Source organism: Citrobacter sp. UYEF32, assembly GCF_040546205.1.
GTDB classification, from domain to species: Bacteria; Pseudomonadota; Gammaproteobacteria; order Enterobacterales; family Enterobacteriaceae; genus Phytobacter; species Phytobacter diazotrophicus.
The window spans coordinates 75,164-100,339 of the sequence record NZ_JBEPNI010000008.1 but is presented as its reverse complement, the minus strand read 5'-3'; the positions used below and the strand labels follow the sequence as shown (position 1 = coordinate 100,339).

The following is a 25,176-nucleotide window of genomic DNA, read 5'->3' as shown; positions in this document are numbered from 1 at the left end:
GGTTTACAGGCGCAGTTTGCTGCGCCTGTTTCATCCCATTCCACTCATCGCATCTCCCAGATGGAAAATCGGCAGATACATGGCCACGATCAGTGTGCCGACAATAATTCCTGTCACAACCAGCAGTAAAGGCTCCAGCATGGAGGCCAGCCCGTCGGCCTGATGTTGCGTCTGTTCACTATGATGCATCGCCAGATTAAATAACATTGCGTCCAGCGCGCCTGAGGCTTCCCCCGTACTGACCAGTTGAATGCAAAGTGGCGTAAAAACCCCTCTGGCGCTGAATGCCGCTGAAATCGACTGACCCTGTGTAATATCCTGATGTATAGCATCAACAATATCTCGCCACCATGGACATGTGAGCGTTTCTTTGACGCTCTCCAGACCTTGTAAGAAGGCGATGCCAGCACGCTGCGTCAGCGATAGCACGGTAAAGATCTGGCTGAGCTTCTGCCCAAGAACAAGTTGCCCTATCAGCGGGCACGCCAGCAGAATACGCTGCTGATAACGCAGCCAGCCTGACTGTTTCTGTAAACGCCCCAACAGAATTGCCAGAAGCAGGCTGATAATGGCTAACGGAAGGCTGACTTGCTGCAGGATATCCGCACACGCAAGCACCCCACGCGTGAGGGCAGGCAACGGCGTGTTAAATGTCTGGTAAATGGTGGCAAATTCCGGGAGTACGAAATAGATCATCGCCAGCACTACGATGAAGGCTAATGTCAGCACAATAAGTGGATAACGCAGCGCTTTTTTCACTTTCCGCGTCAGGGCAAGCTGTGTTTTTTGCTGCGCAGCGAGTTTAAAGCAGCACTCATCGAGCTTCCCCGTAAGCTCACCTGTTCGTATCATTGCCTGGTAAAGGGGTGGAAAGACCTCCGGCCAGCGCGACAGCGCACCAGAGAATGTCTCGCCCTGTGCCAGGTTTTCGGCCAGTGTCTGTAATAGCGCCTGCCACTGAACAGAAGGCTGCTGTTTGGCCAGCAACTGCAGGCCATCCGGCAGCGTCAGACCAGCCTGCAGCAATGTGGCAAGCTGGTGGATGACCTCGCTACTGTGTTCACCGCGCCACTGTGCCTGGCGTACAGGGCGACGGCGTAGAGAGAGGGGATGAAGGCATTGCTGTTGCAAAGCGAACAGTGCATCGCTGCGCTGTTCTGCCCAGTAAGCGCCTTCGTGCCGTTCACCGTTATCGTCAAGCCCGGCCCACTGCCAGAGTTGTTTAGTCGCCATCGGGCATACCCAATACGCGAACCAGCTCTTCAAAAGTAGTGATCCCGTTTTCTACCGCCATACAGCCGTTCTGGAACAGCGTCATCATGCCCGCCGAACGAGATTGCCTTTCAATGTCGCTGGCAGGGAGCCCACTGGCAATAGCCTGACGCAGTTCCCCGTCTACTTCCAGAACCTCAAAAAGCGCGAATCGCCCATAAAATCCGTGATAACAACGCTCACAGCCCTTTGATACCCAGCGCGGTAATGGGCGCGGCCAGAGTGATGTCGGCAGGTTAATATTCTCGTGTTCCCGACCGTGGCAGTGGGGGCACAACTTTCGCACCAGCCGCTGTGCGACAACCAACGAGAGCGCGGAGGAGATCATCCAGCGGGCAACCCCCATTTGCTGGATGCGTACCAGTGTTTCGGCTGTTGAGTTGGTGTGAAGTGTTGAGAGGACCAGATGCCCGGTTTGCGCGGCCTTGATGGCGATTTCAGCCGTTTCGCCATCGCGGATCTCACCGACCATAATGACATCCGGATCCTGTCGCAAAAGCGCCCGTAATACACTCTGGAAGGTCAACCCGGCGCGTGGGTTAATCTGTGTCTGATTCAGGCCAGTAAGCGGGATCTCAATCGGATCTTCCACGCTGCAGAGATTGATCTCAGGCTTATTGCGAGCCTGCAACGCACTGTAGAGGGTGACGGTTTTTCCACTGCCCGTGGGGCCGGTGACCAGTAGCAATCCCTGGGGTTTGTTCAAAGCCTGCTGGAATTGCGCCAGTTGGGAGTGGGTCATTCCTAGCTGATGAAGGTCGAGTGCCTGACTTACCTGATGTAACAACCTCAGTACCACTTTTTCACCGTGTCGGCACGGCAGGGTGGCAATGCGAAACGAGACATTCTGCCCGTTAAGCGTGGTGCTGAATTGCCCGTCTTGCGGCAGCCTGCGTTCGGCAATATCCAGATTACCTAATACTTTCAGTCGTGCGGTCAGCGTGTTGGCGAGCGCGCCGGGAATCAGAGGCAACGCATGCAGTACGCCATCAACGCGCAGCCGGATGCGATAGGTATGTTCCGCGGGTTCAAAATGGATATCGGATGCCCTCTGGCTAAGCGCCTGTTGCAGCGTCTGGTCAAGTAATTCGACCGCTGAACCTGAATCCTCTACGGGGACGAGAGATTGCGCTTCTACAGACTGTTGATGATGGCTGTCCATCTGCTCCTGCGTCCAGCATTCGATATCAATGCGTTTTTGTGTCGCGAAACGTAGCGCTTCAAGTAGTTCCGATGAGGGATCGCCCACGACGGCAATGGTCAGTATCTTTTCATCACAGTTAAGCAGGCAGGCATGGTGGCGTTTGCACAGCGTGGTGAGTTTATCCTGGCGCATGGGCTGTCCCTTAGTTACTGTTTCCACGGAAGACATCTTCACAGGCCTGTTTCAGCGCGCCGTTATCGGCCACCGTGCAGCTACGTGCCCAGCCCGACATACCGTTGCCCGCATTCCACTGCGGCGTCATGACTACGCTCAGGCCCGTCAGGCTCTCCTGGCCGGTGAGGGTAATCACTCCTTTGCTGATGGTCATGGCTGAAACATAGCGGGTGGTGGTGGGGGCAGGGATACCGTTAGTGCCACCCTCGCAACCTGTGACGCCGCCACGCTCCAGTGCGCATAGCTCAACGGCCGTACGATAGGGGATAAAGGTTTGCAGCATGTCGGTGAGTGCGGCTTTGCGCAGGTAGTTCTGATACGCCGGAATGCCGATTGCGCTCAAAATAGCAATAATGCCAATGACCACCATCAGTTCGATAAGGGTGAAGCCTCGTTGCTTGTCCATTGTTCGCTCCTTGAGTTAGGTGGCGTTACTTTGGCAAACATAAGGAATGGCCTGCGAGGGTCGAAAAACGAAACGGGAACGGAGCTTCAGCCGTTTTTGAGCAGCTTGCAGGATTGAACAACAGATTTGCGAGGCTTTACGAAAAACGAGTCATAACGTGGCGTAAGGGCTTTACCTTGCAGGGGAAAAAGAGAAGGATAAGCCCGACAGAGAGACGCCATCGGGCTATGGGGTATCAGCGAAAACGCATCGACAGGTCCAGCGCGTGGACATGCTTGGTTAATGCACCGACAGAGATAAAATCGACGCCCGTTTCGGCAAATTCACGGATAGTCTCGAACGTGACGTTGCCGGAAACTTCCAGACGCGCCTGGCCATTGGTGCGTTTTACCGCTTCGCGCATCATCGGCGTATCGAAGTTGTCCAGCATGATGATATCGGCACCGGCTTTCAGGGCATCATCCAGCTCTTCCAGCGTTTCCACTTCCACTTCAACCGGAACGTCAGGATGCAGCCAGAAGGCTTTCTCGACGGCCTGTCGAACGGAACCAGCAGCGATAATGTGGTTTTCTTTAATCAGGAACGCGTCGGAGAGCCCCAGACGATGATTCGCGCCGCCGCCGCACAGAACCGCATATTTCAGCGCGGTACGCAGGCCGGGCAGGGTTTTACGCGTATCCAGCAACTGTGTTTTGGTTCCGTCCAGCAAGGCGACATAGCGGCTTACTTCGCTGGCAACACCCGACAGTGTTTGCACGAAGTTAAGCGCCGTGCGCTCTCCGGTGAGAAGAACGCGTGAGGGGCCTTCCAGTTCAAACAACGGCTGGTTTGGCGTCACCGCATCGCCATCGGCGACATGCCAGGTGACACGAACATCGTCGCCAGCTAGCTGAATAAAGACCTCTTCGACCCAACGCTTACCGCAGAACACGCCTTTTTCGCGGGTAATGATCACCGCATGAGAGCGGTTATCCGGCGGCAATAATTGCGCGGTAATATCGTTGTTCGCATCCACTTCTCCACCCAAATCTTCGCGCAGGGCCTGCGCGACGGCAGCGGGGATGTCCAGTTCAATGCGTTGCAAAAGCGCGTCACGTCGAAGATCGGGGTTGTAACGGCGAGGCGGCATGATAAAACTCCAAAAAGGGTAACGAATCAGAAAGTTAGACAGTGTCCTGTCATTGCACGTTTCGTCAACATACAATGACCGGACAGCGTCTGAACATGCTACTCTAGAGCGTGTTTGAGCACCATAATTAAGGAGATCCTGCATGCAGTTAAATGAGGGCTGGCTGGCGGATGCGCGTCGCGTACCTTCTCCGCATTTTGATTGCCGCCCGGACGGTGAAACCCCTTCGTTGCTCGTGGTCCACAATATCAGCCTGCCTCCCGGTGAATTTGGCGGACCGTGGATCGATGCGCTGTTTACCGGTACGTTGGATCCTGACGCTCATCCTTTTTTTGCTGAGATCGTTCATCTGCGCGTCTCCGCTCATTGCCTGATTCGTCGTGACGGTGAAGTCGTTCAATATGTGCCGTTTGATAAGCGAGCCTGGCATGCGGGAGTGTCGCGTTATCAGGGGCGGGAACGCTGCAATGATTTTTCCATCGGCATTGAGCTGGAAGGCACAGACAATCAGCCCTATACCGACGCCCAATATCAGCAACTGGCGAACGTTACCCACGCTTTGATTTCGCTTTATCCCTCGATTGCCAGCAACATGACCGGGCACAGCGATATCGCCCCTGAGCGCAAAACCGATCCCGGTCCGGCGTTTGACTGGCCACGATTTCGCGGGCTGGTGGCGGCTGAATCAGATAAGGAGATGTCATGACACTGTTTACCATGCTGCTGGTTCTTATTGCCGAGCGGCTTTTTAAACTCGGAGAACACTGGCAACTGGATCATCGCCTGGAAGTGTTGTTCCGCCGGGTCAAACACTACTCTATGCTGAGAACGCTCCTGATGGCGGTGGTCGCCATGCTGGTGACCTTCCTCATTTTTCAGGCGCTGGAGGGGCTCTTTTTCAATGTGCCACTGCTGGTGGTGTGGATCCTGCTGGGGCTTTTGTGTATCGGTGCTGGAAAAGTGCGTCTGCATTACCATGCTTACCTCAAAGCGGCCGCGCGCAATGACAGCCACGCCCATAATGCCATGGCGAATGAGCTCACGTTGATTCATGGTATACCGCCGGGCTGTAATGAACGGGAGTACCTGTGCGAGCTGCAAAATGCGCTTTTGTGGATCAACTTTCGTTATTATCTGGCACCGCTGTTCTGGTTTATCGTCGGTGGAATATGGGGGCCTGTGACGCTGGTTGGCTACAGCTTTTTGCGTGCATGGCAATCCTGGCTGGCTCGCTATCAGACGCCGAATGAACGCCAGCAGTCCGGAATCGACGCGATTTTACACGTGCTGGACTGGATCCCGGTGCGCCTGGCGGGCGTGGTTTATGCGTTGATCGGCCATGGCGAAAAGGCACTGCCAGCATGGTTTGCCTCGCTGACCGACCGGCATTCTTCGCAATATCATGTACTAACGTGTCTTGCGCAGTTCTCGCTGGCCCGCGAGCCGCATATGGATAAAGTCGAGACACCAAAAGCCGCCGTCTCAATGGCCAAAAAAACCTCGTTCGTGATGGTGGTGGTGGTGGCGCTGTTAACCATTTACGGCACGCTGATGTAACCACGTGCCGTTATACTCGTCATACTTCAGGCTGCATGTGCGTTGGCTACTTCAGCGCACCCCAGTCACAAAGTTATCTATGCTCCTGGGGATTTACTGACTTGCCGCCTTCCTGCAACCAGAATGATGTAGAGTATAAATTTATTGCGTATCTGCAGGCGGGATGCCGAAGTCTGGCATCCCGTTTTCTTGCCAGCGAATCAGCTTCAGGCGGGTATGGCGGTTTGGATCGTAAAGCGGGTCGCCTTCAATCTCCGTATAGTTTCGGGCATGGTAGACCAGCACATCTTTACCGTCTGCGGTTTGGGTAAAGCTGTTATGACCGGGGCCATATTGCCGGTTCTCGTAACTGGTTCGGAATACCGGTTGCGGTGATTTATGCCAGTTGGCCGCCACTAGCGGGTCAGCGTTTACATCAATCCACAACAGTCCCATGCAGTAGTTCTCGTCCGTGGCGCTGGCAGAGTAACTGATAAACAACCTGTCACCGTGAAACAGCACCGCCGGGCCTTCGTTTACCAGAAAACCCCTGCATTCCCAGTCGTACTCCGGCTTGCTCAGTAAGAGAGGTTCACCTTTTAACGTCCAGGGGTTTTCCATCTCCGCAATATAGAGGTTTGAATTACCGGCAATCTCCGGTGATTTCTGTGCCCACAGATACCAGCGTTTACCCTGATGAACAAAGGTCGTGGCGTCCAGTGCAAAGGTGTCGAACGGGGTTTTCACCTGGCCTTTTTCGAGCCAGACCCCGCTAAGGGGATCGGCATCGGCGCACTCCAGCACAAACATACGGTGCTGGAACATGTTCAGCGCATCCAGTGCCTTCGTCCAGGTGGCGGCAAAGTAGAGATACCATTTACCGTCGATATAATGGAGCTCAGGCGCCCAGATGAGTTCGCTCATTGGGCCGGTAGCCGGTTTACGCCAGACGGTCACGCCTTGCGCTTCGCGCAGCCCCTCCAAAGTACTGGCCCGGCGGATTTCCAGTCGGTCATATTCCGGGACTGAGGCCACAAAATAATAGTTGCCATCATGACGCAAAATATACGGGTCGGCACGCTGCTCAATAAAGGGATTCGGCCAGTTCATTATGCTTTCCTTACATGTTCACCAACGGGAACGCCCTGGCTCTCGCTCAGTTCATGATAATTGACGCGGCGTTTTTCCAGGTCGGCCTGAATGGTTTTCATCAGTTCCCGATCCACTTTCAGCAGGCGTACGACTCCTGCGGTAATCAGATAGCCCACGCCCGGAATAACGGTAAACAGCAGCATGATGCCATTGATAGCGCTGGCACTCTGCGCTTTGGCACCTGCATCATAACCGTACCAGGAGAGTAAGAAGCCCACCATCGCACCAGCAACCGCCAGCCCCACTTTCAGGAAAAACAGGTTGCCAGAGAAGCTGATCCCGGTGATACGTTTGCCGGTTTTCCACTCGCCATAATCGTCCACATCCGCCATTAGCGACCAGTGCAGCGGGGAAGGGATCTGATGGAGAATATTCAACAGGAAGTAGAGCACCACAATCATGACCGTGGCTTTCGGATCGAAGAAGTAGAAGGCGCAGGAGAAAATCGCCAGCGCGATGTTAGTCCAGAAGAAGACTTTCAGCTTGCACCAGCGGTCGGTCAGGACTTTTGCCAGCATACTGCCGATCATCATGCCGACAACGCCCAGGCTGATAAAGAGAGTGGCGAAGTGAGTGCTTTGCCCCATGACCCAGGTCACGTAGTACATGGTGGCGGCCATGCGGATAAAGCCCGGGCAGACATTACACAGCGTGAGCAGCAAAATCCGCACCCACTGGTCGTTTTTCCAGACATCCTTCATGTCCTTTTTCATATCGTCATGGGTTGGGACCGCCGGGCGCACACGCTCGCGAACTGTAGCGAAGCAGAACAAGAACATACACATGCCGATAAACGCCAGAACCGTCATCGCCATTTGATAGCCTTTGGCTTTGTCTTCGCCACCAAACCATTCGGCCATAGGGAGTAACGTCAGCGACAGCAGCAGGGTGGCAATCCCTACCATCACAAAACGATAAGACTGGCAGGCCACACGCTCTTTTGGATCGTTGGTTATCACGCCGCCTAACGAGCAGTAGGGGATGTTGATCGCAGTGTAGGTCAGTGAGAGCAGGAAGTAGGTAATAAAGGCATAGATAACTTTGCTATGGTAGGTCCAGTCCGGTGTGGTAAACATCAGCACGCTGAACACGGCATAGGGCAAGGCTATCCACAAAAGCCATGGACGAAAACGTCCGTACTTGCTTTGGGTGCGGTCGGCTATCGCCCCCATGATCGGGTCGGTGATGGCATCTATCACGCGAATTGAGAGCAATAAGACGCCTACCAGTGCAGGTGCCAGACCGAAAATATCCGTGTAAAAGTAATTAACAAACAGCATGATGGCGCCAAAGATGATGTTGCATCCGGCATCGCCCATCCCGTAGCCGATTTTCTCTTTAACAGAGAGTTTACTGTTGTCCATCGACGATACTCCCAGTGAGTTGTGGGAATAATTATTCGCCCGCTAAACAAAATTTGCGTTACAGGATGTTGGCGGGAACATGGACAAAACAGCTACATAGGGGAAAGTGTGAGGTTGGTAACAATTGAATAACAACCCTCTCCCGGGCGGGAGAGGGGAGCAGGCAAAATCAGTGCGCTTTCACCGCTTTTGCACTTTTCTCTTTAAACATATAGCCGACGCCAAGGATGACCAGCCATACCGGGATCAGGTAGACGGAGATAGCCATGCCGTCAGTCATCAGCATAATGACCAGTACGGCTGCCATAAACAGCAGGCAAATCCAGTTACCTAACGGGTACAACAGCGCCGGGAAACGCGGCGTCACGCCCTGCTGCTGTTTGGCTTTACGGAACTTCATATGCGCCAGGCTAATCATCGCCCAGTTGATGACCAGGGCAGAAACCACCAGTGCCATCAGCAGGCCAAATGCCGATTCAGGCGCCATATAGTTGATCAGTACGCACAGCGCAGTGACCACAGCGGAAACCAGAATGGTATTAACCGGAACACCACGTTTATCGACGGAGAGCAGCGCTTTTGGCGCGTTCCCCTGCTGTGCGAGGCCGAACAGCATACGGCTGTTACAGTATACGCAACTGTTGTAAACCGACAGCGCGGCAGTCAGCACGACGATGTTCAATGCATTCGCCACGAAGGTGTCACCCAGCTCATGGAAAATCAATACGAACGGGCTGGTATCCGCGGTGACGCGCGTCCACGGCAGCAGAGAAAGCAGGACAGCCAGTGAGCCCACATAGAAGATCAGGATGCGGTAGATAACCTGGTTGGTCGCTTTTGGAATGCTCTGCTCCGGGTTGTCCGCTTCTGCAGCCGTAATCCCTACCAGCTCAAGGCCACCAAAGGAGAACATGATGATAGCCATCATCATTACCAGGCCTGAGATACCGTGTGGTAAGAAACCGCCTTGCTCCCACAGGTTGCGTACTGTCGCCTGTGGACCTGCGCTGCCGCTGAACAGTAACCAGCCGCCGAACAGGATCATCGCCACTACAGCAACCACTTTAATAATGGCGAACCAGAACTCCATCTCACCAAACACTTTAACATTGGTGAGGTTAATGGCGTTGATAATAACGAAGAAGGCCGCTGCGGAGACCCAGGTTGGGATTTCTGGCCACCAGAACTGGATATATTTACCAACGGCGGTGAGTTCCGCCATCGCAACCAGCACATACAGCACCCAGTAGTTCCAGCCGGAGGCAAAACCCGCGAAATTACCCCAGTATTTGTACGCGAAGTGGCTGAATGAGCCTGCAACCGGCTCCTCAACGACCATCTCGCCCAACTGGCGCATAATCAGAAAAGCAATGAAACCCGCAATGGCATAACCCAGGATAATCCCTGGCCCTGCAGAATTAATGACTGACGCGCTGCCCAGAAACAGGCCAGTCCCGATAGCGCCGCCCAGCGCGATAAGCTGAATATGGCGGTTCTTAAGGCCGCGCTTAAGCTGATCGCCGTGCTGTTGACCTTCCATCATGAAACCTCGTGTGTGGTTATTATGTCTACGCTGTTGTCTGCGTGTAAGGGAGAAATTCCATTTATTGTATTTTTTTATTTACGAAATGCTGACGTGAATTTGCACTCATCCCTTTCGTGAAGCTCAGAATAGTGGTAAGCGCTCGCGTTTGCACCTGCTTTGTGAAGGGGATATGACGACTTGCATAAAAAGAAACCATTTGTAAATCGCCTCGGTTCAGGCTGTTTTTTGCTCAATCGACTATTTATGCATTTATTTGGTTTTAGTATGCAAATCTATTCACACTGAATCGGTTCAAATTTAAATGAGCGCGTTTCAATAAAGTTAAAACTGCCTCTTTGGGAGTAAACGAGTCATTTGTGCAAGGTTACATGTTTGAAACGTTATTTCTGTAACGTTGTTAAAATGTGCAGTGTTTACTGATTTCAATCAAAACCTGTATGGACATAAGGTGAATACTTTGTTACTTTAGCGTCACGAATATGAAATTGGTAAGACCAATTTACTCCGGGCGAATGGTAGAGACAGGGAACAATGGCCTACAGCAAAATCCGCCAGCCAAAACTATCCGATGTGATTGAGCAGCAACTGGAGTTTTTGATTCTTGAGGGGACCTTGCGCCCCGGTGAAAAATTGCCTCCAGAACGCGAACTGGCCAAACAGTTCGATGTTTCACGTCCTTCACTGCGTGAGGCCATCCAGCGCCTCGAAGCAAAAGGGCTTCTGCTGCGTCGCCAGGGTGGCGGTACGTTTGTTCAAAGCAGCCTCTGGCAGAGCTTCAGCGATCCGCTCGTTGAGTTGCTCTCCGACCATCCCGAATCCCAATTTGATTTGCTCGAGACGCGTCACGCACTGGAAGGCATTGCCGCTTATTACGCCGCATTACGCAGCACGGACGAAGACAAGGTACGCATTGGCGAACTGCATCAGGCGATTGAACTGGCGCAGCAGTCCGGCGACCTCGACGCGGAATCGAACGCTGTCGTGCAATATCAAATCGCTGTAACCGAAGCGGCACATAATGTTGTGCTTTTACATCTGCTTCGTTGCATGGAACCTATGTTGGCACAGAATGTTCGTGAGAATTTCGAATTGCTCTACGCGCGCCGCGAGATGCTGCCGCTGGTGAGCAAGCATCGCAGCAGTATCTTTGCAGCCATTATGGCGGGCGAACCTGAAGAAGCGCGTGAAGCCTCTCATCGCCACCTGGCTTTTATCGAAGAGATCCTGTTGGACCGCAGCCGTGAGCAGAGCCGTCGTGAACGTTCGCTCCGTCGGCTGGAACAGAGAAAGAATTAGCATTTTCTGGTGGAGTTTGTGCCGGAAGAGTTGTAACCAGAGCGCCAAAAATTTAGAGCGCGGCAACTAAACGCAGAACCTGTCTTATTGCTCTTTTAGTTGTTCAAAATAATTCGGGTTGTATCGCGGCGGCAAATGCGCGAAGCGCCAGCAGCATAGTGAACTATGTGGCTGGTGCGAGGAAGCGCAGCCAACAACGAGACAACCTGAGGTATGAAGAACAAAGAGGGCAATGGGACAGGTTCCAGATAACTCAACGTATTAGATAGATAAGGAATACCCCCCATGTCAGAACGTTTCCAAAATGACGTGGATCCGATTGAAACTCGCGACTGGCTACAGGCGATCGAATCGGTAATCCGTGAAGAAGGTGTTGAGCGTGCTCAGTATCTGATTGACCAGCTGCTTTCCGAAGCCCGCAAAGGGGGCGTGAAAGTTGCCGCTGGTACCGGAGCTAGCAACTATGTCAACACTATTGCCGTTGAAGACGAACCGGAATACCCGGGTAATCTGGAGCTGGAACGTCGTATTCGCTCGGCAATTCGCTGGAACGCTATCATGACGGTTCTGCGCGCTTCCAAGAAAGACCTCGAACTGGGCGGCCACATGGCGTCCTTCCAGTCTTCCGCAACTGTCTACGAAGTGTGCTTTAACCATTTCTTCCGTGCAGCCAACGAGAAAGACGGCGGCGATCTGGTTTACTTCCAGGGCCACATCTCTCCGGGCATCTATGCACGTGCCTTCCTGGAAGGTCGTCTGACTGAAGAGCAGATGAACAACTTCCGTCAGGAAGTTCATGGCAAAGGCCTGTCTTCTTATCCGCACCCGAAACTGATGCCGGAATTCTGGCAGTTCCCGACCGTATCCATGGGTCTGGGCCCTATCGGTGCGATCTATCAGGCAAAATTCCTGAAATATCTGGAACACCGTGGCCTGAAAGATACCTCTGAGCAGACCGTTTACGCCTTCCTGGGCGACGGTGAAATGGACGAGCCGGAATCTAAAGGCGCGATCACCATCGCTACCCGTGAGAAGCTGGACAACCTGTGCTTCATCATCAACTGTAACCTGCAGCGTCTTGATGGCCCGGTAACCGGTAACGGCAAGATCATCAACGAACTGGAAGGCATCTTCGCAGGTGCTGGCTGGAACGTGATCAAAGTGATGTGGGGCGGTCGTTGGGATGAGCTGCTGCGTAAAGATACCAGCGGTAAACTGATTCAACTGATGAACGAAACCGTTGACGGCGACTATCAGACCTTTAAATCCAAAGACGGCGCCTACGTCCGTGAGCATTTCTTCGGTAAATACCCGGAAACTGCTGCACTGGTTGCTGACTGGACTGACGAGCAGATCTGGGCCCTGAACCGTGGTGGTCACGATCCGAAGAAAGTCTACGCTGCACTGAAAAAAGCGCGTGAAACCAAAGGTAAAGCGACTGTAATCCTGGCCCACACCATCAAAGGTTACGGCATGGGCGATACCGCTGAAGGTAAAAACATCGCGCACCAGGTTAAGAAAATGAACATGGACGGCGTGCGTTATATCCGCGACCGTTTCAACGTTCCAGTAACCGATGAGCAGGTTGAAAACCTGTCTTACCTGACCTTCCCGGAAGGTTCTGAAGAGTATAAGTACCTGCACGAACGTCGTCAGGCGCTGAAAGGCTACCTGCCTGCTCGTCAGCCTAAATTCACCGAGAAGCTGGAACTGCCTGCGCTGGAAGATTTCTCCCAACTGCTGGAAGAGCAGAATAAAGAGATTTCTACCACTATCGCCTTCGTTCGTGCCCTGAACGTGATGCTCAAGAACAAGTCTATCAAAGATCGTCTGGTTCCAATCATCGCTGACGAAGCACGTACCTTCGGTATGGAAGGTCTGTTCCGTCAGATTGGTATCTACAGCCCGAACGGCCAGCAGTACACCCCGCAGGACCGTGAGCAGGTTGCTTACTACAAAGAAGACGAAAAAGGCCAGATTCTGCAGGAAGGTATTAACGAGCTGGGCGCTGGCGCATCCTGGCTGGCTGCTGCGACCTCTTACAGCACCAACAACCTGCCGATGATCCCGTTCTACATCTATTACTCCATGTTCGGGTTCCAGCGTATCGGTGACCTGTGCTGGCAGGCTGGCGACCAACAGGCGCGCGGCTTCCTGGTAGGTGGTACTTCCGGTCGTACGACCCTGAACGGCGAAGGTCTGCAGCACGAAGATGGTCACAGCCACATTCAGTCTCTGACTATCCCGAACTGTATCTCTTACGATCCATCTTACGCGTACGAAGTGGCGGTCATCATGCATGATGGTCTGACCCGTATGTACGGTGAAGCGCAAGAGAACGTGTACTACTACATCACCACGCTGAACGAAAACTACCATATGCCGGCAATGCCAGCAGGTGCCGAGGAAGGTATCCGTAAAGGTATCTACAAACTCGAAACTCTGGAAGGTAGCAAAGGTAAAGTTCAGCTGCTGGGCTCCGGTTCTATCCTGCGTCACGTGCGTGAAGCGGCACAGATCCTGGCGAAAGACTACGGCGTTGGTTCTGACGTTTATAGCGTCACTTCCTTCACTGAACTGGCGCGTGATGGCCAGGATTGTGAGCGCTGGAACATGCTGCACCCGCTGGAAACCCCGCGCGTTCCGTACATCGCTCAGGTGATGAACGATGCGCCGGCTGTGGCATCTACTGACTATATGAAACTGTTCGCAGAGCAGGTTCGTACTTATGTACCGGCTGATGATTACCGTGTACTGGGTACCGACGGCTTCGGCCGCTCTGACAGCCGTGAAAACCTGCGTCACCACTTCGAAGTTGATGCTTCTTATGTGGTTGTAGCAGCACTGGGCGAACTGGCTAAACGTGGCGAAATCGATAAGAAAGTGGTTGCGGAAGCAATTACCAAATTCAACATCGATGCAGAAAAAGTTAACCCGCGTCTGGCGTAAGAGGTAAAGAGATAATGGCTATCGAAATCAACGTACCGGACATCGGGGCTGATGAAGTTGAAATCACCGAGATCCTGGTCAAAGTGGGCGACAAAGTTGAAGCAGAACAGTCGCTGATCACCGTAGAAGGCGACAAAGCCTCTATGGAAGTCCCGTCTCCGCAGGCTGGCGTCGTCAAAGAAATTAAAGTTTCTGTTGGCGACAAAACCGAGACCGGCAAACTGATTATGATTTTCGATTCCGCCGACGGTGCAGCAGCCGCTGCACCTGCCAAGGCAGAAGAGAAGAAAGAAGCGGCTCCGGCAGCAGCACCTGCAGCCGCGAGTGCGAAAGAAGTTCACGTACCGGATATCGGCGGCGATGAAGTTGAAGTCACTGAAATCATGGTTAAACCAGGCGACACCGTTGCCGCTGAGCAATCTCTAATCACCGTTGAAGGCGATAAAGCCTCTATGGAAGTTCCGGCACCGTTCGCGGGCGTCGTGAAAGAGATCAAAATCAGCACTGGTGACAAAGTGTCTACCGGTTCCCTAATCATGGTCTTCGAAGTGGCGGGTGCTGCACCTGCTGCCGCGCCTGCACAGGCGGCGGCTCAGGCCGCGGCTCCTGCTGCTGCGGCTGGCGCAAAAGACGTTAACGTACCGGATATCGGCGGTGACGAAGTTGAAGTGACCGAAGTGATGGTGAAAGTGGGCGATAAAGTTGCCGCTGAGCAGTCACTGATCACCGTTGAAGGCGACAAGGCTTCCATGGAAGTGCCGGCGCCGTTCGCAGGTACCGTTAAAGAGATCAAAATCAGCACTGGCGACAAAGTGTCTACCGGCTCCCTGATCATGGTCTTCGAAGTGGAAGGCGCTGCGCCTGCGGCGGCTCCGGCTGCTGCACCAGCCGCCGCTGCCCCGGCTCCGGCCGCTCAGGCTGCTAAATCTGCTGCTGCTCCTGCGGCGAAAGCAGAAGGCAAATCTGAGTTTGCTGAAAACGACGCTTATATTCACGCGACTCCGCTGATCCGCCGCCTGGCGCGCGAATTCGGTGTGAACCTGGCGAAAGTGAAGGGGACTGGCCGTAAAGGCCGTATCCTGCGCGAAGACGTTCAGACTTACGTGAAAGAGGCTATCAAGCGCGCAGAAGCGGCTCCTGCTGCTGCGACTGGTGGCGGTCTGCCTGGCATGCTGCCGTGGCCGAAAGTTGATTTCAGCAAGTTTGGTGAAATCGAAGAAGTGGAACTGGGTCGTATCCAGAAAATCTCTGGTGCTAACCTGAGCCGTAACTGGGTGATGATCCCGCACGTTACGCACTTCGACAAAACCGATATCACCGATCTGGAAGCGTTCCGTAAACAGCAGAACGCCGAAGCTGAGAAACGTAAACTGGACGTGAAATTCACCCCGGTTGTCTTCATCATGAAAGCCGTTGCTGCTGCGCTGGAACAGATGCCGCGCTTCAACAGCTCTCTGTCCGAAGACGGTCAGCGTCTGACCCTGAAAAAATACATCAACATCGGTGTTGCGGTTGATACCCCGAACGGTCTGGTTGTTCCGGTCTTTAAAGACGTGAACAAGAAGAGCATCACTGAGCTGTCTCGTGAGCTGACCGTGATCTCCAAAAAAGCGCGTGATGGCAAGCTGACTGCTGGCGAAATGCAGGGCGGTTGCTTCACTATCTCCAGCATCGGTGGCCTGGGCACAACCCACTTTGCCCCGATTGTTAACGCGCCGGAAGTGGCTATTCTGGGTGTCTCCAAGTCTGCGATGGAGCCGGTCTGGAACGGTAAAGAGTTCGTTCCGCGTCTGATGATGCCGATCTCTCTGTCCTTCGACCACCGCGTGATTGACGGTGCTGATGGTGCTCGCTTCATTACCATCATCAACAACATGCTGTCAGACATCCGTCGTCTGGTGATGTAATCGAAAAGCCGGCCTGACGGCCGGCTTTTTTCCTTTTAACCTCATAATGTCTGTGAGGTTATTAGCGAAACGAGAATTCGTGAGCCGTTTGTTGTTTCAAAATTGTTAACATTTTTGTAAACTGCGGGCGGATAGAACGTCCCGGTGGATAAAGGGCGACAAGTACCTGACTGCCGGAAATCAATAAGAGGTCATGATGAGTACTGAAATCAAAACTCAGGTCGTGGTACTTGGGGCAGGCCCGGCAGGTTACTCTGCTGCCTTCCGTTGCGCTGATTTAGGTCTGGAAACCGTCATCGTAGAACGTTACAACACCCTCGGCGGTGTTTGTCTGAACGTCGGTTGTATCCCTTCTAAAGCGCTGCTGCACGTAGCGAAAGTTATTGAAGAAGCTAAAGCGCTGGCAACTCACGGTATCGTATTTGGTGAGCCGCAGACTGATATCGATAAAATCCGTACCTGGAAAGAGAAAGTTATCACTCAACTGACCGGCGGCCTGGCAGGCATGGCGAAAGGTCGTAAAGTTAAAGTGGTCAACGGTCTGGGTAAATTCACCGGCGCGAACACTCTGGAAGTTGAAGGCGAAAACGGCAAAACCGTGATCAATTTCGACAACGCCATCATCGCAGCGGGTTCCCGTCCGATCGAACTGCCGTTTATTCCGCATGAAGATCCGCGCGTATGGGACTCCACCGATGCACTGGAGCTGAAAACCGTTCCTAAACGTCTGCTGGTTATGGGCGGCGGTATCATCGGCCTGGAAATGGGTACCGTTTACCATGCGCTGGGTTCACAGATTGACGTGGTTGAAATGTTCGACCAGGTTATCCCGGCTGCCGATAAAGACATCGTGAAAGTCTTCACCAAACGCATCAGCCAGAAATTCAACCTGATGCTGGAAACCAAAGTGACTGCCGTTGAAGCGAAAGAAGACGGTATTTACGTTTCCATGGAAGGCAAAAAAGCGCCTGCCGAAGCACAGCGTTATGATGCAGTGCTGGTCGCTATCGGTCGTGTACCGAACGGTAAACTGCTGGACGCAGGCCAGGCGGGTGTTGAAGTTGACGAGCGTGGCTTTATCCGCGTTGACAAACAATTGCGTACCAACGTACCGCACATCTATGCTATCGGCGATATCGTCGGTCAGCCGATGCTGGCGCACAAAGGTGTTCATGAAGGTCACGTTGCTGCCGAAGTTATCGCTGGCAAAAAACACTACTTCGATCCGAAAGTTATCCCGTCTATCGCATACACCGAGCCAGAAGTTGCATGGGTTGGTCTGACTGAGAAAGAAGCGAAAGAGAAAGGCATCAGCTACGAAACCGCCACCTTCCCGTGGGCTGCTTCTGGCCGTGCTATTGCTTCTGACTGCGCAGACGGTATGACCAAACTGATTTTCGACAAAGAGACTCACCGCGTCATCGGTGGTGCGATTGTCGGTACCAACGGCGGCGAGCTGCTGGGTGAAATCGGTCTGGCTATCGAAATGGGCTGTGACGCAGAGGACATCGCGCTGACTATCCACGCGCACCCGACGCTGCACGAGTCTGTTGGCCTGGCTGCCGAAGTGTTCGAAGGTAGCATCACCGACCTGCCGAACCCGAAAGCGAAGAAAAAATAATTTCGCTTCATACTAAGCGCCTCTTCGGAGGCGTTTTTTTTGCCTGTCTTTCGCGAATAAATTCATAATTTCTCCATTTTGGTATAAATAATGCGCGCGATCTGCCGATGTATATAGTCCACACCTTATCGATGGGAGAGGGAGTTTCATCGTCATGATCACTGGCATCAACAACAAGACGTTTCTGACCACGCTGTCGCATCTGGCTTCCTCTGTCGGGAACTCCTCACCGACAGTGAAATCCAACGGCACGGCGCTGCCCGCTGCGGCATCTGCCTCTGCGAAGGTGATTTTTGGCAGTCAGACGGCAGAAATTGCCGCCGTGTACTCCATGTCGCCAACCAAAATCAGCGATGCTGCGAAAGCATCAACGCAAGCGGATAGTGCGCTTTCGGGCCTGATGCAACTTGGGTTGAGCAGTGAAGGCGTATCCTCGCTAAGCGGGCTGGGGGGGTTACTCCTCAGTAACTACGCAGATAATCAGGGTGATGTGAGTCAGGCGCTGACCAGCCTCGGGCTGGACACCAACACGAATTTCCCAACCAAATCTGCCGTGTCGCTGAATATCACGACGCAATCGGGTTCTGTTGTACATCTGAATCTGACGCGTCAGAGTGATGGTATTGCGGTAGAGCTCACGACCGAAGGCGGCAAAGCCAGCGATGACGAAGCGGCAGAAATCGCAAAATTGGGAAATGCCTTCCAGTCTGCGCTTAACGGTCTGAGCGAGAAGCCTCCGAGAATGGACGTTTCCGGCCTGACGCAATTTGACAGCTCACTCATCAAATCCGTCGATCTGAAAACTGACCTCAGCCGTGGCGATCTGTCGCAGCAATCCCTTAACTTCCATGCTGACGATAAAGAACGCTGGATTGGTTATCAGGACAATAATTTCTCGCTGAAAATGACCAGCGATACGTCTAATCCGTCTCTGGTGGGCACTGCGGCTGAACAACAGGCGGCATTAAACGCCTGGGATAGCAAGTTTGATAAAGCGCGTCGTGATGGTCATGGCGATAGCGATCAAATGGCGATGCTTAAGACTGCGTTCCATGCGCTGAATAAGACGCAGCCAAAAGAGAGCAGCAAGGCGAGCTCACCGAGCGCTATCCAGATGGGCGGTGACGGCAAGGTACAGGTCCGTGGTCTGAATGATTTCTCTCTGTCGCTGACAGAAACGGAGAAAGCCATCAACCCGTATCGTATGGATGAGAAAGAGAGCTTCGCGTACCAGGCATCGCAATCTACACAAGAGAGTACGTCGCATGATGGTTCGCTAAGCGTTAAGCAGACGCTGCATACGCATCTGACCGCGTCCTGGTATCAGGCGCTGGATCCGGCCACGCCGCTTTCACTTAACTCGAGCAAAAATTCACAGAATTATCTGTACCATACGGTGGATAATGAAGAAACCAACGCCACCACCTTCAATTACAATGCGAAAGGCCTCCTCACCAGTATTGGTAACCATACGCAGGTGAATAATGTCGAAACGGTGCGTAAATATGTTTTGGGCGAACTGGTAGACAAAACCATCACTCCAGAAAAGTACGAGCGCAACAACTTACTCACTATGCCAAAAGACAAGTAACGTTTCTTCTGATACGGCCCTGCGGGGCCGTATTGCGTGGTTTCTACCGTTTTTTCTCTGTCTTTAAAAGACGATTTCCTCTGCTTTATCCTGCCCTTAACGATTCAGCCAATTTTTAATGTTGCTTTTTTGTAAACAGATTAACACCCCCTGAAAATCCTGCTATCCTGCCCGTTGCGGTATTGCGGATTTACCCTACAAACTGCTGTCTCACAGGAGCGTGAAGAGAATCGCCTGCCGCATTATGACAATGAGAGCGAGGAGAACCGTCGTGCTAGTAGAATACCGTAAGCACGTAGCCGAACGTGCCGCTGAGGGAATTGCGCCAAAACCGCTAGATGCAACCCAGATGGCAGCACTTGTTGAGCTGCTGAAAAACCCGCCTGCTGGCGAAGAAGATTTCCTGTTAGACCTCCTGACCAACCGTGTCCCGCCGGGCGTTGATGAAGCTGCCTATGTAAAAGCGGGTTTCCTTGCTGCGATTACCAAAGGTGAAGCCACTTCTCCGCTGGTTACCCCGGAAAAAGCCATCGAATTGCTGGGTACCATGCAGGGTGGTTACAACATTCATCCGCTGATTGACGCGCTGGATAACGACAAACTGGCGCCCGGTGCTGCGAAAGCGCTCTCCCACACCCTGCTGATGTTCGATAATTTCTACGACGTAGAAGAAAAAGCGAAGGCGGGCAATGCATACGCGCAGCAGGTACTGAAATCCTGGGCCGATGCTGAGTGGTTCCTGAGCCGTCCGGCGCTGGCGGAAAAAATTACCGTTACCGTCTTCAAAGTGACTGGTGAAACCAACACCGATGACCTGTCTCCGGCACCGGATGCCTGGTCGCGCCCGGATATCCCGCTGCATGCACTGGCGATGCTGAAAAACGCCCGTGAAGGTATCGAGCCGGATCAGCCAGGCGCTGTTGGCCCGATCAAACAGATCGAAGCCCTGCAACAGAAAGGTTTCCCGCTGGCCTATGTCGGTGACGTTGTGGGTACCGGTTCTTCCCGTAAGTCCGCCACCAACTCCGTGCTGTGGTTTATGGGGGATGACATTCCTCATGTGCCGAACAAACGCGGCGGTGGCCTGGTGCTGGGCGGTAAAATTGCGCCGATCTTCTTCAACACGATGGAAGATGCCGGCGCACTGCCGATTGAAGTGGACGTGAATAACCTGAATATGGGCGACGTGATCGACGTTTACCCGTTCAAAGGTGAAGTACGCAACCACGATACCAACGAACTGCTGGCCACTTTCGAACTGAAAACCGACGTGCTGATCGACGAAGTGCGCGCTGGTGGCCGTATTCCGCTGATTATCGGCCGTGGTTTGACGACCAAAGCACGTGAAGCGCTGGGGCTGCCGCACAGCGATGTCTTCCGTCAGGCGAAAGACGTGGCGGAAAGCAGCCGCGGTTATTCACTGGCACAGAAAATGGTCGGTCGCGCCTGCGGCGTTGCGGGTATCCGTCCAGGTGCTTACTGCGAGCCGAAGATGACCTCTGTAGGTTCTCAGGATACCACCGGTCCGATGACCCGTGATGAACTGAAAGACCTGGCGTGCCTCGGCTTCTCTGCCGACCTGGTGATGCAGTCCTTCTGCCACACGGCGGCCTATCCGAAGCCGGTTGACGTGACCACGCACCACACGCTGCCGGACTTCATTATGAACCGTGGCGGTGTATCGCTGCGTCCGGGCGATGGCGTTATTCACTCCTGGCTGAACCGTATGCTGCTGCCCGATACCGTAGGTACCGGTGGTGACTCCCATACCCGTTTCCCGATAGGCATCTCCTTCCCGGCAGGTTCCGGCCTGGTGGCGTTTGCTGCGGCGACTGGCGTGATGCCACTCGACATGCCGGAATCTGTTCTGGTGCGCTTTAAGGGCAAAATGCAGCCGGGCATCACCCTGCGTGACCTCGTGCATGCGATTCCGCTGTACGCCATCAAACAGGGCCTGCTGACCGTTGAGAAGAAAGGCAAGAAAAACATCTTCTCTGGCCGCATCCTGGAGATTGAAGGTCTGCCGGATCTGAAAGTTGAGCAGGCATTTGAGCTGACCGATGCCTCTGCTGAACGTTCTGCTGCGGGCTGTACCATCAAACTGAACAAAGACCCGATCATCGAGTACCTGAACTCCAACATCGTTCTGCTCAAGTGGATGATCGCAGAAGGCTACGGCGATCGTCGTACGCTGGAACGTCGCATTCAGGGCATGGAAAAATGGCTGGCGGATCCGCAACTGCTCGAAGCCGATGCGGATGCAGAATACGCGGCCGTGATCGACATCGATCTGGCAGAAATCAAAGAGCCGATTCTCTGTGCGCCGAACGATCCGGATGACGCACGTCTGCTTTCTGATGTTCAGGGCGCGCAGATCGATGAAGTCTTTATCGGTTCCTGCATGACCAACATCGGTCACTTCCGTGCTGCCGGTAAACTGCTGGATGCCCACAAAGGCCAGTTGCCGACCCGCCTGTGGGTTGCGCCGCCGACCCGTATGGATGCCGCGCAGTTGACCGAAGAGGGCTACTACAGCGTGTTTGGTAAGAGCGGTGCGCGTATTGAGATCCCGGGTTGCTCCCTGTGTATGGGTAACCAGGCGCGCGTAGCGGACGGTGCGACGGTGGTCTCCACCTCGACCCGTAACTTCCCGAACCGTTTAGGTACCGGTGCAAATGTTTATCTGGCGTCTGCTGAACTGGCGGCGGTGGCTTCTCTGCTCGGCAAACTGCCGACGCCGGAAGAGTACCAGACCTATATTGCTCAGGTTGATAAGACGGCGGTGGATACCTACCGTTATCTGAACTTCGACCAGTTGAACCAGTATACGGACAAAGCTGACGGCGTGATTTTCCAGACAGCGGTGTAAGGGGTTCCCCTCACCCTAACTCTCTTCGTAAAAAGTGAAGGGACTATCCAGACCACCCTTTCCCTGTGGGAGAGGGGCTGGGGGGGAGGGCATCAGACCGCACCATATTCCAAAGCGGAGATCTTCTCCGCTTTTTTATTGCTTCCTTCCCGCCGTTACGCTTTTTTTCTTCCGTTGTGCTGCGATAATTACCTTATGGGCTGACGATAAGCCTGCATGAGGAAGAGATTATGGATTACGAATTTTTGCGTGATATTACCGGTGGGGTAAAGGTACGCATGTCGATGGGCCACGAAGCTGTCGGGCACTGGTTTAATGAAGAAGTGAAAGATAACCTGGCCCTGCTTGATGAAGTGGAACAGGCGGCGCATACCGTGAAAGGCAGCGAGCGTTCCTGGCAGCGCGCCGGGCATGAATATACGCTGTGGATGGATGGCGAAGAGGTCATGGTGCGCGCCAACCAACTGGAATTCTCAGGTGATGAGATGGAAGAAGGGATGAGCTATTACGACGAAGAGAGTCTGTCGATGTGCGGCGTGGAAGACTTTCTCAATGTGGTAGCGGCATACCGCGAATTCCTTAAACAGCGTTAATTTTCCCCCCTTGTTTCACCGGGGCCGGTCTTCCGCAATGTCGGGAATCGGCGCTCTGTCCTTACAAATGCGCGTAGTGAAAAACCTCAGCTGTTTTTCATATTTCCCTTTGTCGAATTTTTACGCTGGAATGGTCTTCCGGACACCTTACGGAGACTGAGATGAAAGCGTTTATTTCCCGTTATTTTTTGCGCAGTTCAGCGCGCGCTCAGCGCCATGATGCGGAACATAACAGCAGACGAATGATGGAATCGCTGCTCGCCGTTGCCAGCCTGTACGGTGTTGATGTCGCCAACGTGGACGTGGAGTGGTTCCATGACCAAACAACACGCTGAACATCGCGCGACCCGCGAAACCTACTGGAATGAGCGATGCGCTCTGGCAAACAGACCGGAGCATCCTTGCTCCGTTGTAGATCACACGGCCGGAATGTTGCGACCGTAGTAAATCTCACGCATCTCTTTCCATAAGGCTTCTGTAATCTCTTTGCGTTCCTGCGCGGTCAGCTCTTCTGGCCTGGTATGGAACATGTAGTGCTTAAGATCGAATTCTTTTAGCAACATCTTGGTGTGGAAAATGTTTTCCTGGTAAACATTCACATCCACCATGTCATACAGAGACTTCATATCCTCTGACAGAAAATTCTGAATGGAATTGATCTCGTGATCGATAAAGTGCTTCATGCCGTTCACGTCACGGGTAAAGCCACGCACGCGATAATCGATCGTCACAATGTCCGACTCAAGCTGGTGAATCAGATAATTCAGCGCTTTCAGCGGCGAAATCACCCCGCAGGTCGACACTTCTATATCCGCGCGGAAAGTGCACAACCCACCTTCCGGGTGGCTTTCCGGATAGGTATGCACACAGATATGGCTCTTATCGAGATGGGCGACCACGGCTTCCGGTAGCGGGCCGGGGTGCTCGGTTTTATCTATAAGCTGCGGGTCTACCGGTTCTTCGCTGACCAGAATAGTCACGCTCGCACCCTGCGGCTCATAATCCTGACGGGCGATATTAAGAATATTGGCGCCAATGATATTGCAGGTTTCCGTCAGGATTTCTGTCAGACGATTGGCGTTATAGAGTTCATCGATATAAGCGATATACCCGTCACGCTCTGCTTCCGTCTTGGCATAGCAGATATCGTAAATACAAAAACTCAGGCTCTTGGTCAGGTTGTTAAAGCCATGCAGTTTGAGTTTTTTCAATTTCGTATCTCTCCTTAGGACGACTGTGAAGAGAGTGCGTCTTGCAGATATTGTGGCAGAGCAAATGCCGCCGTATGAATGGCCGGATTGTAATAACGGCACGTCAGGCCTGCATTGTGGAAACGCGCCTGAATAATTTCGCTGGAAAGGTGACGTAGCGCTTCATTATCTGTCGCCCAGGCGAAGGTCATAATGCCACCGTAATAGGTGGGAATGGCTGCCTGGTAAAAACCGACATCGGCAAAGTAATGACCGAGCTTACGGTGGCTGTCCAGCGCTTCATCCTGTTGCAAGAAGCAGACGCCATTCTGTGCCACAAAGATCCCGCCGGGATTCAGGCAACGTTTGCAGCCTTCGTAAAACGCCGAGGTAAACAGACTTTCGCCGGGACCGACCGGATCGGTACAGTCGGAAATGATCACGTCAAACGTTTGTGTGGTTTGCGTTACAAAGTTTACGCCATCATCGATAACCAACTGGAAACGGGGATCATCGTAAGCGCCAGCGTTGTGTTTTGGCAGGTACTGACGGCAGAAAGAGACGACGCCGGCATCAATTTCGACCATGGTAATGGTCTCGATGTTTTTATGGCGGCTGACTTCACGCAGCATAGCGCCATCACCGCCGCCGATAATCAACACATGTTTCGCGCGGCCATGGGCGAGCAGCGGAACATGAGTCATCATTTCATGATAGATAAATTCGTCGCGTTCGGTGGTTTGCACCACGCCATCAAGCGCCATTACGCGGCCAAAAGCGGCGTTTTCGAAAATGATGAGGTCCTGGTGCCCGGTTTTCTCGTGGTACAGCACCTTATCAACGGCAAAGTATTGCCCAAACTGATCGTGCAGCGTTTCGTGCCACAACGTGTTATCGGCCATAGGTTGCTCCTTTGTTAACACCTGCTCAAAACAGGCGCAACATCATAGCTAACTCTGACCGTGGATGCACGGTCAGCGTCCCCCGCTGGAAATAACTTATTTCACGTAGGCGAGCAGGCTGAGCGAATCTCGTGCCAGCGCTTTGCATTTTTTGGCGGTAGGAATGCGGATGCCGCTCAGGTCGCGATAGCTTGCTTCACCGAGCGATTTCATATCCCAGGAGTCGTAATTGCTCAGATCCCACTTGTTCTGCTGTGCGAAGAAAACCAGCGCCCGGCGAATCTGACCATTAGGTAAGTTATTATAACCGCAGTCATTTTTCAGAAAAACAAACACAGCCGTAAGGTCGGCCATATCTTCCGCTTCGGATTCATTCAGGGCGTAGCTATTAGCGGAGACAGCCAGCAGGCTGCCGAATAAAATTGTTCTGAAAAGCGTCTTCATTATTTCTACCACGGCATAACGGAAATTAAAC

General features: G+C 53.2%; 20 protein-coding genes. 10 read left to right on the top strand and 10 right to left on the bottom strand.

From position 1 onward, the window contains the following. Positions 1–30: 30 nt before the first annotated feature. The 4 genes from hofC to nadC all read right to left on the bottom strand — a co-directional run bounded on the left by hofC (position 31) and on the right by nadC (position 4,185). Entirely contained in the window at positions 31–1,233 is a 1,203-nt protein-coding gene (hofC, locus tag ABIB59_RS21640) for a protein transport protein HofC (RefSeq protein ID WP_334749206.1), read from the bottom strand. Further along, positions 1,223–2,608, bottom strand: a complete 1,386-nt coding sequence (gene gspE, locus ABIB59_RS21635; protein WP_354036999.1) for a type II secretion system protein GspE — start codon at positions 2,606–2,608, stop codon at positions 1,223–1,225. Before gspE ends, hofC begins: the two co-directional genes overlap by 11 nt. 10 nt (positions 2,609–2,618) lie before the next feature. Next, positions 2,619–3,056 (bottom strand): prepilin peptidase-dependent pilin, encoded by a 438-nt coding sequence (gene ppdD / locus ABIB59_RS21630; protein ID WP_079497247.1) that lies wholly within the window; start codon positions 3,054–3,056, stop codon positions 2,619–2,621. Between the two features lie 235 nt (positions 3,057–3,291). Continuing rightward, positions 3,292–4,185, bottom strand: a complete 894-nt coding sequence (gene nadC / locus ABIB59_RS21625; RefSeq protein ID WP_039078384.1) for a carboxylating nicotinate-nucleotide diphosphorylase — start codon at positions 4,183–4,185, stop codon at positions 3,292–3,294. Between the two features lie 142 nt (positions 4,186–4,327). Between nadC and ampD the strand changes: the two genes are divergently transcribed. Both ampD and ampE read left to right on the top strand, forming a co-directional pair. Beyond that, the gene (ampD, locus tag ABIB59_RS21620; protein ID WP_079497245.1) at positions 4,328–4,891 is read left to right on the top strand and encodes a 1,6-anhydro-N-acetylmuramyl-L-alanine amidase AmpD; all 564 of its coding nucleotides are present in this window, start codon (positions 4,328–4,330) and stop codon (positions 4,889–4,891) included. Continuing rightward, positions 4,888–5,742 (top strand): beta-lactamase regulator AmpE, encoded by an 855-nt coding sequence (gene ampE, locus ABIB59_RS21615; protein WP_354036996.1) that lies wholly within the window; start codon positions 4,888–4,890, stop codon positions 5,740–5,742. The genes ampD and ampE overlap by 4 nt, the downstream gene beginning before the upstream one ends. 141 nt (positions 5,743–5,883) lie before the next feature. Here the strand turns inward: ampE and ABIB59_RS21610 are convergent, their stop codons facing one another. From ABIB59_RS21610 to aroP, 3 genes are all read right to left on the bottom strand, one after another. After that, the gene (locus ABIB59_RS21610) at positions 5,884–6,834 is read right to left on the bottom strand and encodes a glycoside hydrolase family 43 protein (protein WP_317086418.1); all 951 of its coding nucleotides are present in this window, start codon (positions 6,832–6,834) and stop codon (positions 5,884–5,886) included. Beyond that, positions 6,831–8,237 (bottom strand): glycoside-pentoside-hexuronide (GPH):cation symporter, encoded by a 1,407-nt coding sequence (locus tag ABIB59_RS21605; protein WP_110295039.1) that lies wholly within the window; start codon positions 8,235–8,237, stop codon positions 6,831–6,833. Before ABIB59_RS21605 ends, ABIB59_RS21610 begins: the two co-directional genes overlap by 4 nt. Before the next feature lie 169 nt (positions 8,238–8,406). Beyond that, positions 8,407–9,780, bottom strand: coding sequence for an aromatic amino acid transporter AroP (gene aroP, locus ABIB59_RS21600; RefSeq protein WP_107224044.1), 1,374 nt, complete (start codon positions 9,778–9,780; stop codon positions 8,407–8,409). A gap of 534 nt (positions 9,781–10,314) precedes the next feature. On the opposite strand from aroP, the gene pdhR reads away from it, so the two are divergent. The 8 genes from pdhR to ABIB59_RS21560 all read left to right on the top strand — a co-directional run bounded on the left by pdhR (position 10,315) and on the right by ABIB59_RS21560 (position 22,944). Continuing rightward, on the top strand, positions 10,315–11,079 hold the full coding sequence (gene pdhR, locus ABIB59_RS21595) for a pyruvate dehydrogenase complex transcriptional repressor PdhR (protein ID WP_039078390.1): 765 nt from the start codon (positions 10,315–10,317) through the stop codon (positions 11,077–11,079). Between the two features lie 285 nt (positions 11,080–11,364). Beyond that, a complete protein-coding gene (gene aceE / locus ABIB59_RS21590) occupies positions 11,365–14,028 on the top strand; it encodes a pyruvate dehydrogenase (acetyl-transferring), homodimeric type (protein ID WP_039078391.1) in 2,664 nt (887 codons plus the stop codon). 14 nt (positions 14,029–14,042) lie between these two features. Continuing rightward, a complete protein-coding gene (gene aceF, locus ABIB59_RS21585; RefSeq protein ID WP_354036993.1) occupies positions 14,043–15,935 on the top strand; it encodes a pyruvate dehydrogenase complex dihydrolipoyllysine-residue acetyltransferase in 1,893 nt (630 codons plus the stop codon). A 196-nt stretch (positions 15,936–16,131) separates the two neighbouring features. Continuing rightward, complete coding sequence (gene lpdA, locus ABIB59_RS21580) at positions 16,132–17,556, top strand: dihydrolipoyl dehydrogenase (protein WP_039078471.1); 1,425 nt, start codon at positions 16,132–16,134, stop codon at positions 17,554–17,556. Positions 17,557–17,710: 154 nt separating this feature from the next. Continuing rightward, positions 17,711–19,147: a hypothetical protein gene (locus ABIB59_RS21575; RefSeq protein ID WP_079497239.1), complete on the top strand. Its 1,437-nt coding sequence runs from the start codon at positions 17,711–17,713 to the stop codon at positions 19,145–19,147. A 271-nt stretch (positions 19,148–19,418) separates the two neighbouring features. After that, positions 19,419–22,016 (top strand): bifunctional aconitate hydratase 2/2-methylisocitrate dehydratase, encoded by a 2,598-nt coding sequence (gene acnB / locus ABIB59_RS21570; RefSeq protein WP_107224042.1) that lies wholly within the window; start codon positions 19,419–19,421, stop codon positions 22,014–22,016. Positions 22,017–22,246: 230 nt separating this feature from the next. After that, complete coding sequence (gene yacL, locus ABIB59_RS21565; protein WP_039078394.1) at positions 22,247–22,609, top strand: protein YacL; 363 nt, start codon at positions 22,247–22,249, stop codon at positions 22,607–22,609. Between the two features lie 161 nt (positions 22,610–22,770). Continuing rightward, a complete protein-coding gene (locus ABIB59_RS21560; protein ID WP_165159226.1) occupies positions 22,771–22,944 on the top strand; it encodes a hypothetical protein in 174 nt (57 codons plus the stop codon). Positions 22,945–23,025: 81 nt separating this feature from the next. Here the strand turns inward: ABIB59_RS21560 and speD are convergent, their stop codons facing one another. From speD to ABIB59_RS21545, 3 genes are all read right to left on the bottom strand, one after another. Further along, positions 23,026–23,820: an adenosylmethionine decarboxylase gene (gene speD / locus ABIB59_RS21555; RefSeq protein WP_039078395.1), complete on the bottom strand. Its 795-nt coding sequence runs from the start codon at positions 23,818–23,820 to the stop codon at positions 23,026–23,028. Between the two features lie 14 nt (positions 23,821–23,834). Further along, positions 23,835–24,701 carry a polyamine aminopropyltransferase gene (gene speE, locus ABIB59_RS21550; protein WP_039078396.1) on the bottom strand — a complete coding sequence of 289 codons (867 nt, stop codon included), beginning with the start codon at positions 24,699–24,701 and terminating at the stop codon, positions 23,835–23,837. Between the two features lie 96 nt (positions 24,702–24,797). Next, complete coding sequence (locus ABIB59_RS21545) at positions 24,798–25,145, bottom strand: YacC family pilotin-like protein (RefSeq protein ID WP_039078397.1); 348 nt, start codon at positions 25,143–25,145, stop codon at positions 24,798–24,800. Positions 25,146–25,176 lie beyond the last annotated feature (31 nt).

What these genes read in the sequence shown, in the direction of transcription:
- ABIB59_RS21545 (WP_039078397.1), bottom strand. Translation starts at nt 25,145, where the DNA reads ATGAAGACGCTTTTCAGAACAATTTTATTCGGCAGCCTGCTGGCTGTC.
- ABIB59_RS21575 (WP_079497239.1), top strand. Translation starts at nt 17,711, where the DNA reads ATGATCACTGGCATCAACAACAAGACGTTTCTGACCACGCTGTCGCAT.
- yacL (WP_039078394.1), top strand. Translation starts at nt 22,247, where the DNA reads ATGGATTACGAATTTTTGCGTGATATTACCGGTGGGGTAAAGGTACGC.
- ABIB59_RS21605 (WP_110295039.1), bottom strand. Translation starts at nt 8,237, where the DNA reads ATGGACAACAGTAAACTCTCTGTTAAAGAGAAAATCGGCTACGGGATG.
- nadC (WP_039078384.1), bottom strand. Translation starts at nt 4,185, where the DNA reads ATGCCGCCTCGCCGTTACAACCCCGATCTTCGACGTGACGCGCTTTTG.
- gspE (WP_354036999.1), bottom strand. Translation starts at nt 2,608, where the DNA reads ATGCGCCAGGATAAACTCACCACGCTGTGCAAACGCCACCATGCCTGC.
- ppdD (WP_079497247.1), bottom strand. Translation starts at nt 3,056, where the DNA reads ATGGACAAGCAACGAGGCTTCACCCTTATCGAACTGATGGTGGTCATT.
- lpdA (WP_039078471.1), top strand. Translation starts at nt 16,132, where the DNA reads ATGAGTACTGAAATCAAAACTCAGGTCGTGGTACTTGGGGCAGGCCCG.
- aceE (WP_039078391.1), top strand. Translation starts at nt 11,365, where the DNA reads ATGTCAGAACGTTTCCAAAATGACGTGGATCCGATTGAAACTCGCGAC.
- hofC (WP_334749206.1), bottom strand. Translation starts at nt 1,233, where the DNA reads ATGGCGACTAAACAACTCTGGCAGTGGGCCGGGCTTGACGATAACGGT.
- ampE (WP_354036996.1), top strand. Translation starts at nt 4,888, where the DNA reads ATGACACTGTTTACCATGCTGCTGGTTCTTATTGCCGAGCGGCTTTTT.
- pdhR (WP_039078390.1), top strand. Translation starts at nt 10,315, where the DNA reads ATGGCCTACAGCAAAATCCGCCAGCCAAAACTATCCGATGTGATTGAG.
- ampD (WP_079497245.1), top strand. Translation starts at nt 4,328, where the DNA reads ATGCAGTTAAATGAGGGCTGGCTGGCGGATGCGCGTCGCGTACCTTCT.
- ABIB59_RS21560 (WP_165159226.1), top strand. Translation starts at nt 22,771, where the DNA reads ATGAAAGCGTTTATTTCCCGTTATTTTTTGCGCAGTTCAGCGCGCGCT.
- aceF (WP_354036993.1), top strand. Translation starts at nt 14,043, where the DNA reads ATGGCTATCGAAATCAACGTACCGGACATCGGGGCTGATGAAGTTGAA.
- aroP (WP_107224044.1), bottom strand. Translation starts at nt 9,780, where the DNA reads ATGATGGAAGGTCAACAGCACGGCGATCAGCTTAAGCGCGGCCTTAAG.
- speE (WP_039078396.1), bottom strand. Translation starts at nt 24,701, where the DNA reads ATGGCCGATAACACGTTGTGGCACGAAACGCTGCACGATCAGTTTGGG.